11 protein-coding genes are annotated in these 16,576 nt (G+C 71.8%); 3 read left to right on the top strand and 8 right to left on the bottom strand.

Annotated elements, in window-relative coordinates:
• Positions 1 to 11: 11 nt before the first annotated feature.
• The 8 genes from AB0F03_RS25850 to AB0F03_RS25815 form a co-directional block, all read right to left on the bottom strand.
• Entirely contained in the window at positions 12 to 2,135 is a 2,124-nt protein-coding gene (locus AB0F03_RS25850) for an FAD-dependent oxidoreductase (RefSeq protein WP_361996027.1), read from the bottom strand.
• Between the two features lie 27 nt (positions 2,136 to 2,162).
• Positions 2,163 to 3,014 carry an SDR family oxidoreductase gene (locus AB0F03_RS25845; protein ID WP_361996025.1) on the bottom strand — a complete coding sequence of 284 codons (852 nt, stop codon included), beginning with the start codon at positions 3,012 to 3,014 and terminating at the stop codon, positions 2,163 to 2,165.
• Positions 3,011 to 4,180, bottom strand: coding sequence for an acyl-CoA dehydrogenase family protein (locus tag AB0F03_RS25840; RefSeq protein ID WP_361996023.1), 1,170 nt, complete (start codon positions 4,178 to 4,180; stop codon positions 3,011 to 3,013). Before AB0F03_RS25840 ends, AB0F03_RS25845 begins: the two co-directional genes overlap by 4 nt.
• Before the next feature lie 82 nt (positions 4,181 to 4,262).
• A complete protein-coding gene (gene aroA / locus AB0F03_RS25835) occupies positions 4,263 to 7,274 on the bottom strand; it encodes a 3-phosphoshikimate 1-carboxyvinyltransferase (RefSeq protein ID WP_361996021.1) in 3,012 nt (1,003 codons plus the stop codon).
• 218 nt (positions 7,275 to 7,492) lie between these two features.
• A complete protein-coding gene (locus AB0F03_RS25830) occupies positions 7,493 to 8,722 on the bottom strand; it encodes a 3-deoxy-7-phosphoheptulonate synthase (protein WP_361996020.1) in 1,230 nt (409 codons plus the stop codon).
• A gap of 467 nt (positions 8,723 to 9,189) precedes the next feature.
• A complete protein-coding gene (locus AB0F03_RS25825; RefSeq protein WP_361996018.1) occupies positions 9,190 to 9,897 on the bottom strand; it encodes an HAD-IA family hydrolase in 708 nt (235 codons plus the stop codon).
• A 104-nt stretch (positions 9,898 to 10,001) separates the two neighbouring features.
• Positions 10,002 to 11,126, bottom strand: coding sequence for a Gfo/Idh/MocA family oxidoreductase (locus tag AB0F03_RS25820; RefSeq protein WP_361996016.1), 1,125 nt, complete (start codon positions 11,124 to 11,126; stop codon positions 10,002 to 10,004).
• Positions 11,123 to 12,286: a DegT/DnrJ/EryC1/StrS family aminotransferase gene (locus tag AB0F03_RS25815; protein ID WP_361996014.1), complete on the bottom strand. Its 1,164-nt coding sequence runs from the start codon at positions 12,284 to 12,286 to the stop codon at positions 11,123 to 11,125. The genes AB0F03_RS25820 and AB0F03_RS25815 overlap by 4 nt, the downstream gene beginning before the upstream one ends.
• A gap of 306 nt (positions 12,287 to 12,592) precedes the next feature.
• Here AB0F03_RS25815 and AB0F03_RS25810 point away from each other — a divergent pair, with 306 nt between their 5' ends.
• From AB0F03_RS25810 to AB0F03_RS25800, 3 genes are all read left to right on the top strand, one after another.
• On the top strand, positions 12,593 to 12,850 hold the full coding sequence (locus AB0F03_RS25810) for a type II 3-dehydroquinate dehydratase (protein ID WP_361996012.1): 258 nt from the start codon (positions 12,593 to 12,595) through the stop codon (positions 12,848 to 12,850).
• Positions 12,851 to 12,949: 99 nt separating this feature from the next.
• A complete protein-coding gene (locus AB0F03_RS25805) occupies positions 12,950 to 13,876 on the top strand; it encodes a GNAT family N-acetyltransferase (protein WP_361996010.1) in 927 nt (308 codons plus the stop codon).
• 42 nt (positions 13,877 to 13,918) lie between these two features.
• The gene (locus tag AB0F03_RS25800) at positions 13,919 to 16,447 is read left to right on the top strand and encodes an amino acid adenylation domain-containing protein (RefSeq protein WP_361996008.1); all 2,529 of its coding nucleotides are present in this window, start codon (positions 13,919 to 13,921) and stop codon (positions 16,445 to 16,447) included.
• The last annotated feature ends 129 nt before the right edge of the window (positions 16,448 to 16,576 follow it).

The raw sequence follows: 16,576 nt of genomic DNA, 5'->3' as shown, positions 1-16,576 counted from the left end.
GGGGCCGGCGGTCACCGCTGTGGCCGAACGGGCGGGGACGGTGCGTGCCGTTCCGCCCGAGGTACCGGGTTGCGGACGATACGGTGCGCGGCGCGCAGTCCCTGCGCGGTGGCCCGTACGGCATTGAGGCCGTCGGTGCCGGCGGCGCCGCCGGCGGTCTCGAAGGGGACACCGGCCCGGTGGAGCGTGGCGACGACATCGCGTTCGCTCTCCTGGCCGGTGGCGAGGACGACATGGTCGGCGTCCACGAGCTGCCGGTTGCCGTCGGCGTCGACGACGATCACGCCGTCGCGCGTGATCTCCTGGTACGCGATGTCGGTGAGCAGGCGCACTCCGGCGGCGCGCAGCTCCTCCATCACCACCCACCGGGTGGAGGGACCGATGCCGGCGCCGATCCTGCCGCCGCGGCGCATGACCGTCACCCGGCGGCCCTCGCCGGCCGGCCGGTCGCTCGTCCCGGTGACCGGGGCCGTCCCGGCAGGCGTGGTGAAGGCGTGGGAGGCGAGGAATTCCTCCGGAGTCGGGGCGGTGGAGGAACGGCCGGTGAGGAAGTGGGCCAGGTCGACGGCGATTCCGCCGCCACCGATGACGGCGATGCGCGGGCCGAGCGCGTCGGGGTCGGCGAACGCCCGGGGGTAGTCGAGGACGTGCGGCAGGGTGCGGCCCGGCAGTTCCGGCCGGCGGGGGCGTACGCCGGTGGCGACCACGACACCGTCCATGGTGCGCAGCAGGTGCACGTCCCGGGCTCCGACGCGGTGCCCCAGATGGAGAGGGACCCGTAGTTCGGCGAGTTCCCGGACCCGCCGCCGTACGGTCTCGCCGAAGTCCGCCTTGCCCGGTACCCGGGCGGCCATCCGGAACTGGCCGCCGGGCTCGTCGGCCGCTTCGTACACGTCGACCTCGTGCCCGAGTCCCGCCAGGGTGCGGGCGGCCTCGAGCCCCGCGAGTCCGGCGCCGATCACGGCGTACCGGCCCCGGTACGTGAGGGAGCTGCGAGCGGGGAGCCGGGGGAAGTCCCGCTCGTGCCCCGCCCGCGGATTCACCAGGCAGGACACCCTCTCGGTACCGAAGGACCGGTCGATGCACGCCTCGTTGCAGGCGATGCAGAGGTCCACCGACGCGCCGCGGCCGGCCCGGGACTTGCCGACGACGGCCGCGTCCGCGAGGAACGGACGGGCCATGGCCACCAGGTCGATGTCGCCCCGGGCCAGCGCCTCCTCCGCCTGCGCGACCCGGTTGAAGCGGTTGGACGCGATGACGGGCAGCTCGCCGTGGCCCGCACCGCGCAGCGCCCGTTTGACCGCCTCGGCGTAACCGGCCCAGGTCCCCGGCGGCACCTGGGCCTGCACGGTCGGCACGGGCGACTCGTGCCAGCCGATCCCCACCGCGAGCGCGTCGGCCCCGGCGCCGGCGAGTGCGACGGCCAGCGCGGCCGTCTCCTGCCACGGGGTGCCGTCGCTGACGAGGTCGGCGCCGGACATCCGGAAGAGCACCGGGAACGCCGGACCGACCGCCGCCCGTACGGCCCGCAGCACCTCGACGGGCAGACGGCGGCGCCCCTCGGCGTCACCGCCCCAGCCGTCGCTCCGCCGGTTGGTGAGCGGCGCGGTGAACTGGTTGAGCAGATAACCCTCGGAGCCCATCACCTCCACGGCGTCGAAGCCCAGCTCCCGCGCCGTCCTCGCGGCCCGCGCGAAGTCGGCCACGGTCCCGGTGATCTCCTCCTCGGTCATCGCCCGCGGAACGGTGCGGGAGAACCGGCTGTACACGGCGGACGGCGCGAGCGGCGTACTGCCGTGCTCGCCGGGCAGCGCGTACCGCCCGGCGTGGAAGAGCTGGAGGGCGACGAGGCCGTCGGCGTCGTGCACCGCACGAGCCGCCCTGCGCAGCACGGACCTGTGGTCCTCGTCGTCGAGCACGCCGTACCCGGGGCCGCCGGCACCCGCCCCGTTCACCGCGGTGCCGCCGGTGACGATCAGTCCGGCACCGCCGTGCACGCGTTCCGTGTAGAAGGCGGCCAGGGCCGCACCGCCGTCGTCCAGGGTCTCCAGATTCAGGTGCATGGCGCCCATGACGATGCGGTGCGGCACGGTGAGAGTGCCGATGCCGCAGGGCTGGAAAACATGATCGAACACCTGTGGTCCCCTCCCGGGATCCCCGGCTCAGTCGCCGCGAGTCGGCCGGGGCGGCAGCACGAGCGACTCGCCCGCGTCCGCGAAGAACGGCGGTGCGACGACGCTGAGCCCGCCGTCGACCACGAGGGTCTGCCCGGTGATGTAGCCGGCCCCGTCGCCGAGGAGGAAGGCGATGGTGTCGGCCATCTCCTGCACGGTGCCCGGCCGGCGCGCGGGGATACGGTCGAGGACGCCTTGCATGGGCGGCATGCCTTCGAGGCCGTAGAAGAACTCCAGGGAGTCGGAGTCGATGAGCCCGCCGTTGACCGCGTTGACGTTGATGCCGTACGGGGCGAACTCCACCGCCATGTACCGCACCCACGACTCGATGGCGGCCTTCATGCCGCCGAGCATCGCGTACGTGGGATAGGCGCGGATCGAGCCGTAGGAAGACAGCGCGACGATCCGCCCGCCGTCGTCCATCAGCCGCACGGCCTGCTGCGCCCCCAGCACGAAGGGCCGCAGGTTCATCGCGTACGAGCGGTCCAGGTGGTGCGGGCCGAGGTCGACGATGTTCTTGAACGCGCTCGCCGCCGCGTTGGAGACGAAGTGGTCGAGCCGTCCGCAGCGCCGCGCCACCTCGTCGAACAGCGCGGTGATGCCCTCGGGGGTCTCGACGTCCGCCTGGACCGTGAAGCCGCGGCCGCCGGCTTCCTCGACATCGGTGACGGTCTTCTGCGCGAGGTCGGCGTTCTTCTTGTAGTTCACCACCACCGTGCCGCCCTGCCGGGCGAGGGTGAGTGCCAGGGCGCGGCCGATGCCGCGCGAGGCCCCGGTGATCAGCGAGACCCGCTCGCGCTCGGACGTCTGCCGCCGCTGCTCGTCCTGCTGGCTCTTCATCGGCTCGTTCCTTCCCCGTCACCGGCCGCGGCGCGTCGGAGCAACTCGCGGAACACCACTGCCTTCTGCACCTCGTTGGTGCCTTCCTCGAAGCGCTGGGCACGGGCGTCGCGGTAGACGCGCTCGATCTTCTGCGATTTCCAGTAGCCGAGCCCGCCGTGCACCTGGAGCGCCTTGTCGGTGACGTTCGTCAGCATCGTCACGGCGTGCATCTTCGCCATCGACGACTGCATGGACGCGTCGTCCGCGCCCTCCTCGAAGCGGCGGGCGGCGTGCAGGGTCAGCTGTCTGGCGGCCTCGATGTCCGCCGCGTTCTCGGCCAGCATGAACTGGATCGCCTGGCGCCGGGTGAGTGACTTGCCGAAGGTCACCCGGTTCCGGGCGTACTCGACGGCCAGCTGCTGGGCGCGCTGGGCGAGGCCGACGCAGCTCATCGCCACGGAGATCCTGGACGGGGTGAGGAAGCCGCCGAGGAACACCTCCAGGCCCTCGCCCTCCGCGCCGAGCCGGTGGTCCACCGGTACCGGGGTGCGGTCGAAGGTCAGCGACGCGTGGTCGGTACCCGTCACTCCCATCGTGCGGGAGGTGTCCTCGACCGTGACGCCCGGCGCGTGCCGCGGCACCAGCAGGGCCACCGTGCCCGCGTGACCGGCGCTGCCCTCGACGCGGGCGGCCAGCAGGTAGTAGTCGCAGCGCACCCCGAAGGTGATCAGATGCTTGCGCCCCGACAGGTAGTACGTGTCGCCCTCGCGCACCACCGAGGTGGTGATGTCCGCGCCGGTGCCGTTGCCCGGCTCGGTGAGCGTGAAGGCGATTGTGATGTCGCCGGTGACCGAGGGGATGACGAAGCGCTTGCGCTGCTCGTCGTCGGCGTGGCCGTCCATGGAGCGCCAGATGCCGTTGACGACATGCACGATCATGCGCACGGAGCCGTGCGAGCGGGAGAAGATCTCCATCAGCTCCATCCAGCGCGCGAAGCCGAGGCCGTGGCCGCCGTACTCCTGGGGAGCCGCCAGCCGCAGGAAGCCCAGGCCGTTCAACTCGGCCCACAGCTCCTCGGGTACCTGCCCGCTCTCCTCGATGCGTTCGGCCCAGCGCTCACCCGGTCCCTCCACCCATTGCTCGACCTGGGTGCGCAACTCGTGGAACTGCCGCTCGTCCGTCATCTGCTGCCTCGGTCCTCTTCCGTCGTCGGGGTGTGATGGACGCCCGTCCCCGCCGGTCACCGCGGCGGGGACGGGCGGAGTGTCAGACAGGGTCCTCGTCGTGCGGCCGGAGACCGTGGGCCAGGGCCCGCAGCTCGAACTTCTTCACCTTGCCGATCGGGTTGCGCGGCAGCGCGTCGATCGGCACGAGGCGCTCCGGCCAGTACTGCTTGGCCACCTGGTGCCCGTCCAGGTAGCGCCGCATCTCCGCGAACGTCAGCTCGGTCCCGCCGTCCGGAACCACGAACGCGCAGGCACGCTCGCCGAGACGCTCGTCCGGCATGGCCACCACGGCCACGTCAGCCACCGAGGGGTGCCCGAACAGCAGTTGCTCGATCTCCGCGACGGGGATCTTCTCACCGCCGCGGTTGATCACGTCCTTCACGCGTCCGGTGATCCTGAGGAAGCCGGCACTGTCGATCGTCGCCAGGTCACCGGTGCGGTACCAGCCGTCCTCGGTGAACGCCTGGGCCGTCAGGTCGGGACGGTCGAGATAACCCCCGAAGACCGTGGGGGAGCGCAGTTCGAAGTTGCCCTCCTCGCCCGCGGCCAGGACACGCCCCTCGTCGTCCCTGATCCTCAGCTCGACGCCGTCCAGCACCCGGCCGTCGGAGCCCCAGCGCTGCCGCGGCTCGTCCCCGGGCGCCGACAGCGCGCCCAGGCAGGTCTCGGTGGTGCCGAAGGCCCCGCACACCTCGGCGCCGAGCACGCGCCCTGCGCGCTCGGCGAGACCACGCGGCACCATCGTCCCCGTCGCGACGAAGATCCGCAGCCGGTGCGGCGTCTCGCCACTCTCCTCCACCGCCTTGACCAGGTCGGACAGAAACGGCGTCGCCGCCTGCACGAACGTCGCACGGTGTTCGTTGAGCGACTGGAGCGCCCGCTTGGCGTCCCAGTCGGGCTGGAGGATCTGCGGCACGCCCAGCACCAACGCCAGCACCATGCCGTACAGGAAGCCCGTCTGGTGGGCGAGCGGTGACGGCACCCAGATCGCGTCCCGCTCCCCGAGCCCGAGGTGCCGTATCTCCATCGCGGCGGCCCTGACCAGGTTGCGCGTGGGCTGGGTGACTCCCTTGGGCTCGCTGGTGGTGCCCGAGGTGAACAGCAGCTGCGCCGTCATGTCCGGCGTCGGCGCGATCGCGTCGAGCGCCGCGCGGTCGATCTCCGTCGTCTCCAGCGCCCGCAGCCAGTCGTGCACGAGCATCCCGCCGGCCGGGGTCTCGGGCAGCTGGGCGGAGCCTCCCGACGTGGCCAGCACCACGACGTGCTGCACGCGCACGTCCGAGCCGTCCTCGGCGGCCAGGTCCAGCACCTCCTGCGCCGGCCGGCGTGAGCGGTGGCGGTCCGCCACCACCAGCACACGGGCCCTGGAGCGCCTGAGCACGAACCCGACCTCGCGCTCCCTGAAGAACGGGATGATGGGGCAGCACACGGCTCCGACGCGCAGCGCCGCCAGCGACAGCACCACGAACTCGAGGCGGTTGGGCAGCTGGTACGCCACGTTCTCACCCGGCCGCACCCCCAGACGCAGCAGCAGGGCCGCGGCGCGGTCCACCTGGTCCGCCAGCTCACGCCAGGTGACCACCTCGTCGTGGTCGGACCGTACGTCCACCACGGCCGTGTCATCGGGCCGGGTGACGGCCTGCCGGCGCAGTCGTTCCGTCAGCGTGATCCGCGCCGCGGCTTCGGGATCGGCAGGCTTGCGTGCCAGGTGCCCGGCGCGGGTGCCCTCCCCGGCGGAGACCGCCGAGCCGTTCTCCACCGACATCGGAACACCGAGGGTGTTCATCGCGTCGAGGAACGCCGGGTAGGAGATGCGGTACGCGTTCGGATAGGTCAGCGTCGAACGGCCGCGCGCCCGGGACGACGCGACCGCGAGCGACATCAGGACACGGTGGTCGTTGAACGACGACAACTTCGCGCCGACCAGCCCGTCCACCCCCTGCACCCGCAGATCGTCGCCCGACAGTTCCAGGCGACCGCCCATGGAGTTGAGCTGGAGCATGGCCGCGGCGCGGTCGGACTCCTTGAGCCGGGTGTGCGCGATGTTGCGGAACACCGACCGGCCGTGTGCGAACGTGGCCAGCGTGGACAGGATCGGCAGCATGTCCGGCACGTCGCGGCAGTCGACGTCGACCGCGGTCAGCCGCGGTGCGTCCTGCCGCATGCGCAGGCCGCCGGCCTCCTCGTCCACTTCCATCGGCACGCCCATGGAGCGCGCGATGTCGAGGAAGTGGAACTCCGGGTGGTCGGCCGGGCCGCCCTGGAGACCCGTGATCCCGCGCAGCAGTACGTCGCAGGGGTGCAGCGCGGCGGTCGCGATGCCGAACGCGGCCGAACCGATGTCGGGCGGCAACGTCAGCTCGACGGCACGTGCCTGCTGGCCGGGTTCGATGTCGAAGCGCCGCCAGTCCTGGGACACGCTCACGTCGAGGCCGAACTGCCGCATCATCGCCACGGTCAGCTCCAGGTAGGAGCGCTCGTTGAGCTCGCCCTGCACCTCGACGGTGGTGCGCCCCGCCGCGAACGGTGCCAGCAGGATCAGGCCCGACACCCACTGCGACAGAGTGCCCGGGACCGTGACATGACCGCCAGAGGGCCGCCTGCCCCGCACCTGCACGGGCGGACAGTCGTCCGCCGACTCCAGCCGGACACCCAGCTGTTCCAGCGCGTGCAGCAGGGGCCCCACGGGGCGCCGCCTGAAGTACTTCTGCCCGGTCACCGACACGTCGCGGTCGGACAGCGAGGCCAGGCCGATCATGAAGTAGAGCGTGGTGCCGGAACTGCCCGCGGAGACGGTCTCCCGGCGCGGCCGGTAGCGCCCGCCGAGACCGTGTACGACGACGGTGTCACCGTCTCTGGTGATCCGCACGCCGAGGTCGCGCAGCAGCCGCACGGTGTACCCGACGTGCCGGGCGTCGGACAGTCCGTGGATGCGGCTGACGCCGTCGGCCAGCGAGGCGAGGATCAGCGCGCGGTGCGCGTGGTACTTCGAATTCGGAACGAGAATCTCACCGGTGACCCGGCGCCGTATTCCGTTGACAAGAAGATGCATGGGACCTGTTACTCCCTGACCATGGACAGGTGGCCGAGACAGGAGAGGAAATCGGCCCGGTTCCGCTGCCGCGCTCCGATGCCGGAGCATCGGGCACACGCAGGTGAAAACCGGAAGCCGACCTGCCATGGCCGATGACAGAACCGCAGAATCGGTGACTCGTCTCGCTCGTGGAGGCTGACATGAAGTCCGAATTCCCAGCCCCGTGCGCAGTGGTCCTACGCGTGGTGGAGCCGCACCTCGAAGTGGTCGCGGGTCCCGGACACCTCCCGGTCGGACCAGGCGGAGATCAGCGCCACGGCCTGCTCGGTGTTGAGGCGCGGGTCGCACAGGCTCGTTCGCCGGACGGTCGCCTCTTCGAGCACGGACATGTCCGTGACGCACTCGAGCACGTCGTCGGGTGTGGTCTCCAGGTGAAGTCCGCCCGCCACGCCGCCGGCGGCGGCCACGGCCCGGCGGAATCCGCGGATCTCCCGTGCCAAGGTGCCCAGCAGGCGGGTCTTGTGGCCGTCCGGGGCGGCAACGGTGTTGCCGTGCATGGGGTCACTGAGCCAGATCACCGGATGGCCGGCCGCCCGGACCGCCTCGACCAGCGTGGGCAGCCTGTCGGTGACCACGTCGGCGCCCATGCGGACGATGAAGGTCAGGCGGCCCGGTTCCCGCAGCGGATCGAGCCGTTCGCACAGGGCGGTGATCTCCTCCGCCGTGGTGGTGGGGCCGATCTTCACGGCCACCGGGTTGACGATGCCGGCGACCAGGTCGATGTGGGCGCCGTCCAGTTGACGGGTCCGCTCGCCGATCCACGGCCAGTGGGCGGAGCCGAGCCAGCGGCGACCGTCACCCAGGTCACGGACCATGGGCAGCTCGTAGTCGAGGACGAGCGCCTCATGGCTCGTCCACACCCGGTGTCCGGTCGGCCGCCGGGTGGCGTGGGCCGCCGGGCCGCGCCAGCCCAGGTGCTCCATGGCGTCGCTCGCCGCCATGTAGGCGGTCAGGAGGCGTACCGGATCGTGCCGCCGGCTTTCCGGATCGGGCTCCGGGCCGTTGACCATGTGCCCCCGGTAGACGGGCAGTTCCACGCCCCCCACCCGCTCGACCGGCTTCGAGCGGGGCTTGGCGAACTGGCCCGCGATGCGTCCGACCCGTACGACCGGCTTGTCGGTGACCGTCCGCAGTGCCTCCGCGAGCAGGTCGAGTACGGCGGACTTGCGCCCCACGTACTCCGCGCCGCACTCGCCCGGGTCCTCGGCGCAGTCCCCGGCCTGCACCACGTGGGCCTCACCCCGGGCCACCTGGGCCAGCAGGGCCCGCAGCGCACGCACGTCCGCACCCTCGACCAGCGGCGGACGGCCGGCCAGGATCTCGCGGATGCGCCGCGTCTGTGACGGGTCGTCCCACTCGGGCTGCTGCTGCGCCGGCTTGCGCAATTCCGTGACGGCTTTTCCCACGTCGGGTCTCCGGTGAAATGTCGGTCGGGGATGTGACTGCGCTCATAGGAGAACGATCCTCGAAGGCCCTTCGGCAGCCTCTGCCGGGCGCCGCAACAGGTCGGGAACGGATGGTGACCCCTGCTCGGTGTACTCCACCGAATTCCCTCTCCCGGATTGCCGGAGCGGTGATTCTCGAGGGGCGGAAGAATGTCATCGCGAAAGCCCGGCCGACAGGCCGGCGCCCCGCGAATGGTCCTGATCGAGCCTCTCACCGATGCGCCGCCGCCCCAATCCCCTGGGCATCCCCTACTGCCCCCCTAACTGCTGCTCCTACGCGCATACCGAAGCCTGGTCAGGTGGCAGGCCCCCGGTGGAAGGGCGGCCGCCACGGCCGGCGCACGGGGCGGCCGGGGCTGCGTGCGGAGCCGGCGGGAAACGCGAAGACCCCGCCCTCAGGGGCGGGGTCGGTGCGGCAGGTCGGTCGGTCAGGACGTCCGGGATGTGCCGGCGCACACCTCGAGCAGCTCCGACGGCTTGCGCAGGACGATGTCGGGATCCTCGGCCAGGAGGGTCTCCTCGTCGCTCTCGCCCCACAGGGCGGCGATCGCGGTGACACCCGCGCCCCGCGCACTGGCGAGATCGGTGACCGCGTCACCGATCATGACCGTCCGCGACGGGTCGGAGCCGAGCACACCCAGGGCCTTGAGCACGATGTCCGGGGCCGGCTTGGGACGCTCCACCTCGTCGGAACCGATCACCACGGTGAACAGGTCGAGCAGACCGAGCTGTTCGAGGAGCGACCGGGCCCGCGGACCGCTCTTACCGGTGGCCACGGCGAGTCGGATCCCCTGCGCCCGCAGCTCCCTCAGCATCTCGGGTACGCCGTCGAAGACCGCGACGAGGTGCGCGAGCCGGTAGCTCTCACGGACGAACGGACCCTCCATCTCCAGCGGCAGACCCATGATCCGCATGATGTCGGGGAAGTAGCGGCCCAGGTGCCGCTCGTACTCCTCGAACGGTGGCTCACCGTGCCCCACCACCTCGGCGTAGGCGGTGTGGAACGCCTCGCGCATCACCGCGAAGCTGTCGACGAGCACCCCGTCGAGGTCGAAGACGACCGCGCCGACGGGTTCCGCCCGCTGGGCACGGGCGCCGGGGGCGGCGGGGTCTTGGCTGGTTCCAAGACTGTCCATGGTGCTGTGGCGCTCTCTTTCGTGGGGCGGCGGGGACGGGCGGAGGGCCGCTCGCGCGGCGGTACGGGCCGCCGCACCGACACAGCGGCGGCCGGTCGTGCCGGTCACACCGGCGTCGGCTGCGATGTCTTCCGCGCGGCACGGGCCGAGGCGTAGACCCGCTCGATCGCACCGATCGTGCGGCGCACCTCCTCGATCGCCCGGCCCGGCCCGGACGGGTCCCGCAGCCGGGCGGACAACTCGTCGAGCTGCCGGTCGTACTCCGTACCGATGGGTTCCTCGGGCACCGGAACCGTGCGGGTCCCGCCGTCGCGGGTGAGGGTCAGCTCCGGGCGTGCCAGCCGGTTGGGGCTGAAGCCGAACGTGCACCGCAGGGTCGCGCTGCCCGCGCTGCCGTCGACGCGGACCCGGGTGACGTCCAGCTCCTCGTGCGACGCCCAACCAGCCTGCAACGAGAGGGAGATGCCGTCCTCGGTGACGAGGAACGCGCGGGCGTTGTCCTCGACGTCAGGCGGGACGGAGGCCGCCCGGCCGGGCTGCCCGGCCTCCTCCTCGGCGCGCCAGGAGACCCGCGCGCCGGCCTGTGCGATGAAGTCGCCGGAGACCGCACCGGTGACCTGCGCGAAGTCCGCTGAGCCCAGCAGCGGCGCGGCGATGTCGAACAGATGCCAGCCCAGGTCCACCAGGGCCCCGCCGCCCGACAGCCGGCGCCGGGTGAACCAGCCGCCCGCGTCGGGGACACCCCGGGCGCGTACCCAGGACAGCTCGACGTGGCGGACGTCGCCCAGTTCGGCGACGCTCGCCAGGAGCGTCCCGATGTCGGCGCGGTGCCGGGCGGCGCTGCCCGCCAGGAGCCGCGCGCCGCCTACGCGTTCCGCCTCGGCCAGCCGCTCCGCCTCCGCCGACGTCAGGCACACCGGCTTCTCGAGGAAGACCGCGATGCCCTTGAGCAGCAGACTGCTCGCGATCTCGCAGTGCAGGTGGTTGGGGACGGCCACGACGGCCAGGTCCACCTGCGCGGGATCCACGTCGGTCACGGCCGCCAGGACCGGAGTGCCGGCGTGGTCCGCGGTGACGGCCGCGCGCGAGGCCGGGTCGGGATCCACCGCGGCGTTCACGGTGAACGCGGGATGCCGACGCAGGCGCGGCAGCCAGATGGACCGTGCGGCCCAGCCGAGGCCCACCACGGCGGTGCGGATCGGCCGGCCGCCGAGAGGCGCGGCGCTCATGAGCCGAGCACGTCGGCGATGACGGCGGCGATCTCGTGCATCTGCTCCTCGGTGCCGAGCAGCGTCCGGTGGTGCAGCCACAGGCAGTCGGAGGTGAGCGCCTCGGAGTGGGGGCAGCGGCGGGCGAGGTCCTCGACGGACAGGTCCGGCGCGCCGGCCTCCCAGAAGGCGTCCGTGCGGTACACCGAACGGAACGCGACGAAGGCGGGGACACCGCGCTCGATGAGGGTGTCGACGACCCGGGCACGCCGCTCCTCGGTGATGCCCGGGACGCGGAACATGGCCATGTAGTGCGGGTTGCGGTCGCAGCGCCGGTCCAGCCGCTGCGGCACCACGCCGGGGATCTCGGCGAGCAGCGCGGACAGCAGCGGCCGGCGCTCCTCACGCGTGGCGATCTGCTCGTCGAGGCGGCCGAGTTGGGCGCGCAGCACAGCGGCGGAGAACTCGTTGAGCCGGAAGTTGGAGCCAGAGGTGCGGTGGAAGTAGCCGCGGTCACCGCGGGGGCGTCCGCAGCTGTGCCGGACGAAGCCCTGCTCCGCCGTCTCGGCGTCCGGGAACAGCACGGCACCGCCCTCACCCGCGGTCATGAGCTTGCCGTTCTGGAAGGAGAACGCCGCGACCGAGCCCAGCTCGCCGACCCGTCGGCCGTTCCAGGTGGCGCCCTGCGCGTGCGCGGCATCCTGGATCAGCGGGACGCCGGAGTCGGCGGCGAGCTTCTCCAGGGCGTCCATGTCGGCGAGTTGGCCGGCCATGTGAACGGGCATGATGGCGCGGGTCCTCGGTGTGATGGCCTTCTCGGTCTCGGCCGGGTCGATGCAGTACGTCTCCGGGTCCACGTCCACCGGCACCACGACGGCTCCCAGGCGCTGCGCTGCCTGGGAGGAGGAGATGAAGGTGAAGGCCGGGACGATCACCTCGGTGCCGGGACGGACGCCCATGACCTCCAGGGCCAGTTCGAGCGCGTGCGTGCCGTTGGTGACCGCCAGCGCGTGCTCGCTGCCGTGGTACTCGGCGAACTCCCTCTCGAAGGCGTCGACCTCACCGCCGCCCATGCGCCACCACTGCCCCTGCTCCAGCGCACGGATCAGGCCGGTGCGTTCCGCGTCGTCGTACTGCGGCCATGCCGGAAGGTCCGAGCTCAGTCGCACACCACTGCTCATGCTGGTCCCTACTCCTCGGTCTATGCGCATGCGAATTGCTTCCGCATCGATCGGCGCGGAGGTCTGACACCGCCTGCCGCGCGTGGACCGGGTGTCCACGCGGACGCCGGTAGGGGAGAACGCCCTCGGCAGTCACCCCCCGGCGGGGTCGTCGCGATCGGCACGCTAACCCGGTGGCCGAAACGGCGTATTCCCCTGGGGACCCCCCTATGTGTCCCCTTGCTCGCCGTGACCCCGAGGTTCACGCGTCGATGCCGTGCTATAAAAAATACTTCCGCAGCAGTCCGGTATAGGGCGAGGTGCGCATTGAGCAGGCTCCTGTTGTTCGACGGGGCGAATCTCGGCATACTCGGTAGCCGTCAGCCCGAGATCCACGGAACGGACGCGCTCGCCGACTGTCCCCGCCCGTGGATCGAGGCCCACCATTCCGACGTCCGGGCGCGCGAACACTTCCGCCACGACTCGGTGACCGGCCCCCTCACCACCGAAGTGATCTCCGGCCCGGACGCCGCGGGCCACCGGCTCGCGGCCCGCGCGCTGCCGCGGAAGGACACCGACAGCTGACGCGGCGCCGGCACCGCGGCCAGGACGCCCCCGTTTCCCGCGGAGCAGCTCCTCCGCGACGTCGCCACGGACACGACTGAAAGCCGAGGACACGACATCATGCACCAGGGAAAGACGGCGGAATCGGTACTGGCCGCCCACCGCGACCGGCTGCGCCCCGTCGACCGGATGATCCCCGAGGCCGATCCGCTGCCGGGGCCCGCCGACGGCCAGGAGATGCTGGAGGTCGGCGGCGCGCACGGCCTGCTGACCCATGTCCGCGTCGCCGCCGACGAGTTGGAGGCCGTGCTCGGCCCGCTGGACCGCTGGGAGTTGGCCCCCAGGGTCTGTGGACCCGACGAGATGGCCGCGCTGCTCACGCACTGGAACCAGTACCTGGAGGGCCACCCGGAGCGCCCGGGTGAGGACTCCATGGCCGCCGTCGAGTGGCCCAGCCGTGACGTCGAGATGACCGCGGTCTTCCGCGCCTTCGGGTTCGTCCCCGAGTTCGTGATGATCGGCCGGCTCAGGGGCACCGACCTCGTGGCCGAGCCGGGCAACGTCCGCGTGCGGCGCGCCACCCCCGACGACAGCGACGAGGTGTACGCGCTACAGATGGTGGAGACACGCTTCGACGCCGCCGTCAGCGGCGCCGTCGAACGCGACAACACCGAGGAGCTGTTGCGCGCGCAGCTCGCCGAGTCGCTCAAGCTCGACGAACCGATGATCTGGGTCGCCGAGTACGAGGGCCGGGTCGTCGGTATGCACCGCGGCGAGGAGCCCTCCGAGCCGCAGCAGGCATGGCTCGCGACGCGGATCACCGCGACGCCGGTGGCGCACCTGATCTGCCAGGCCGTCAAGGAGGAGTACCGCGGCCTGGGCGTCGGCACCTCCCTCGCCAACCATGTCCACACCGAGCTGGACGCCATGGGCATCGGTGCGGCGGTGGGCTACCACGCGATGTTCAATCCGGTCTCCATGCCGTTCTGGCACCGCGTCGGCTGGCGGCCGTACTGGAACCGCTGGGTGCGCACCCCTGCCGTCTGACCGCACCGCCGCGAGAATCCGTACGAGCCCTGTGGAGTGGACATGCTGGTGAAGGCGCTGGAGGAGCGGGCCGACACCGCTCCCGACCGTACGGCCCTCGAATGCGAGGGTGTGGAGCTGACGTTCCGGGAGGCGCACGAGCGGGCCAACCGCCTCGCCCGCCACCTGGTCGCCCTGGGGGTGGGCCCCGACAGCGTCGTCGCGGTGATGCTGCCCCGCTCCACGGACCTGCTGGTGACGCTGCTGGCGGTGCTCAAGGCGGGCGGGGCCTACCTCGCGCTCGATCCCGAGCACCCCGCCGAGCGCGTGACGTTCCAGGTCCGTGATGCCGCCCCGGTCGTCCTGGTGACGTCGGCGCGCATCGACGCCGACCGCACCGACCTGGGCATCGCCCGGGTCGTGCTGGACGATCCCGCGACCGCCGGGACGCTGGCGGCGCTGCCCGCCGGTCATCTGACGGACGCCGAGCGGGCCGCCCCGCCGGCGCCGGAGGATCTCGCGTACGTCATCTACACGTCGGGTTCCACCGGCACCCCCAAGGGCGTCGAGATCCCCGTACGCGCCCTGCACAACCTGCTGGAGGCGATGCGGGAGCGGCTGGCCCTGGGACCCGGTGACCGCATGCTGTCGGTCACCACCGCCACCTTCGACATGTCGGTCCCCGAGCTGTTCCTGCCGTACTACACCGGTGCCCGCGCGGTCGTCGCGCCGCGTGCCACCGGGCAGGACCCGCGGGAACTGGGCGACCTGATCGTGCGCAGGGAGATCGGCACCGCCCAGGCCACCCCCACCCACTGGCACATGCTGGCCACCGTCAGCTCCGAGGCACTGCGCGGCCTGCGCATCCTCATCGGCGGCGAGGCGCTGCCCGAGAAGCTCGCGGCGACGCTGCTGGAGCTGGGCGCGGAGGTCGTCCAGTGGTACGGGCCCACCGAGACCACCGTGTGGTCCACCGTGCACCCGGTCGACACGCCCGAGGCGGCGGCCGTCATCGGCAAGCCCCTGCGCAACACCCGGCTGTACGTCCTCGACGAGGATCTCGCGCCCGTCGGGCCGGGAACCGAGGGCGAGTTGTTCATAGCGGGCGCGGGCGTGGCCCGCGGTTACCTGAACCGGCCGGAGCTGACCGCTGAGCGCTTCCTGCCGGACCGTTCCGGTGCCGGTCTGATGTACCGCACGGGTGACGTGGTGCGGATGCGCCCGGACGGCGACCTGGAGTACGTCGGCCGCGCCGACCACCAGGTCAAGCTGCACGGCTTCCGGGTGGAGCTCGGCGAGGTCGAGGCCGCCCTGGAGCGCTCCGAGGACGTCGGCCAGGCCGCGGCGACGGTCCGCGAGGACCGTCCGGGCGACCGGCGTCTCGTGGCCTACGTGACGGCCGCGGCCGGCCGTGTGCCCGACGTCAGGGAGCTGCGCGAGTCCGTGGCGCGGACGCTGCCGCTGTACATGGTGCCGTCCGCCGTGGTGGCCCTGGAGGAGTTCCCGCTCACCCCCAACGGCAAGCTCGACCGCAAGGCCCTGCCGGCACCCGTCGTCGAGCACAACGCCATGGTCGAGACGCACCTGACGCAGTCGGAGCTGATGCTCAGCCGGCTGTTCGCCGAGGTTCTCGGCGTGGCGCAGGTGGGTCCGCGCGACAGCTTCTTCGACCTCGGCGGTTCCTCGGTGCTCGCGGCACGGCTGCTGACGCGGGTGCGCGCCGAGATGGACCTGGAACTCCCGATCCGGATGCTCGTGGAGTCCCCGACACCGGCCGAGCTGTCCCGTCGGCTCACCGGTGAGGAGCCGCAGGACTCCTTCGCCGTACTCCTGCCGCTGATGACGAAGGGCTCCGCGAGGCCGCTGTTCTGCATGCGCCACCTCGGCGGCACGGCCTGGTGCTACGGGGTTCTCGCCCAGCACTTCAGCCTCCGCTACCCGATCTACGGCCTCCAGTCGCACACCTTCCAGGAGTCCGGCACGCCCGTCGACAGCATCGCGGCCATGGCGGCGGACTACGCGGACCGCATCCGCGGCGTGCAGCCCCACGGCCCCTACCGCATCCTCGGCTGGTCCTTCGGCGGCGTCCTGGCCCACGCCGTCGCCGCCGAGTTCCAGAAGCGCGGCGAGGAGATCGAGTTCCTCGGGGTGTTCAACACCAACCCGCACCTCACGGACAAGGAGGACCGGGACGAGCAGGGGCTCATCGAGCTGATCCTCCTGATCAACGGCAAGGACCTCGCCGGCTACGAGCGTCCGCTCAGGTACGAGGACATCGCCGAGTTCGCCGACATGGCGACGAACTACGCCTGGCGCGGCAGGAAGAGCGCTGCCGAGACCTTCGTCGAGACCATGCTGACCGACCTCGGCGCCTGGAGGAACCACCGGCCCGAGAAGTACAGCGGCACCCTGCACCTGTTCGCGGCCGACCCCAGCCCGGTGGCCGAGACCGCCTCCAGCGAGGCCTGGGCGCCCTACGTGGCGGGTGAGATCGTGCGCCACGAGCTGGGCTGCGGCCATGAGGAGATGCTCAGCAGCCCGCGAGTGCTGCGCCGGGCCGCCACGATCGTCACCGACCACCTGAGCGACTGACCCCGCCGGAAGCCGGAGGAAGGCTTCAGGGGAGGGAATTGTTTCTCCCCTGAAGTCCGCGTCAATCGCGAGCCGTTCACAACGGGCGTATTCGGGCGGACGGCAGATAATGCAATGGCAGATCGTGCG

It is taken from the genome of Streptomyces sp. NPDC028722 (assembly GCF_040637655.1).
Classification (GTDB): Bacteria; Actinomycetota; Actinomycetes; order Streptomycetales; family Streptomycetaceae; genus Streptomyces.
Note: the sequence above shows the minus strand (reverse complement) of the source record. Positions and strands in the feature narration are given on the sequence as shown.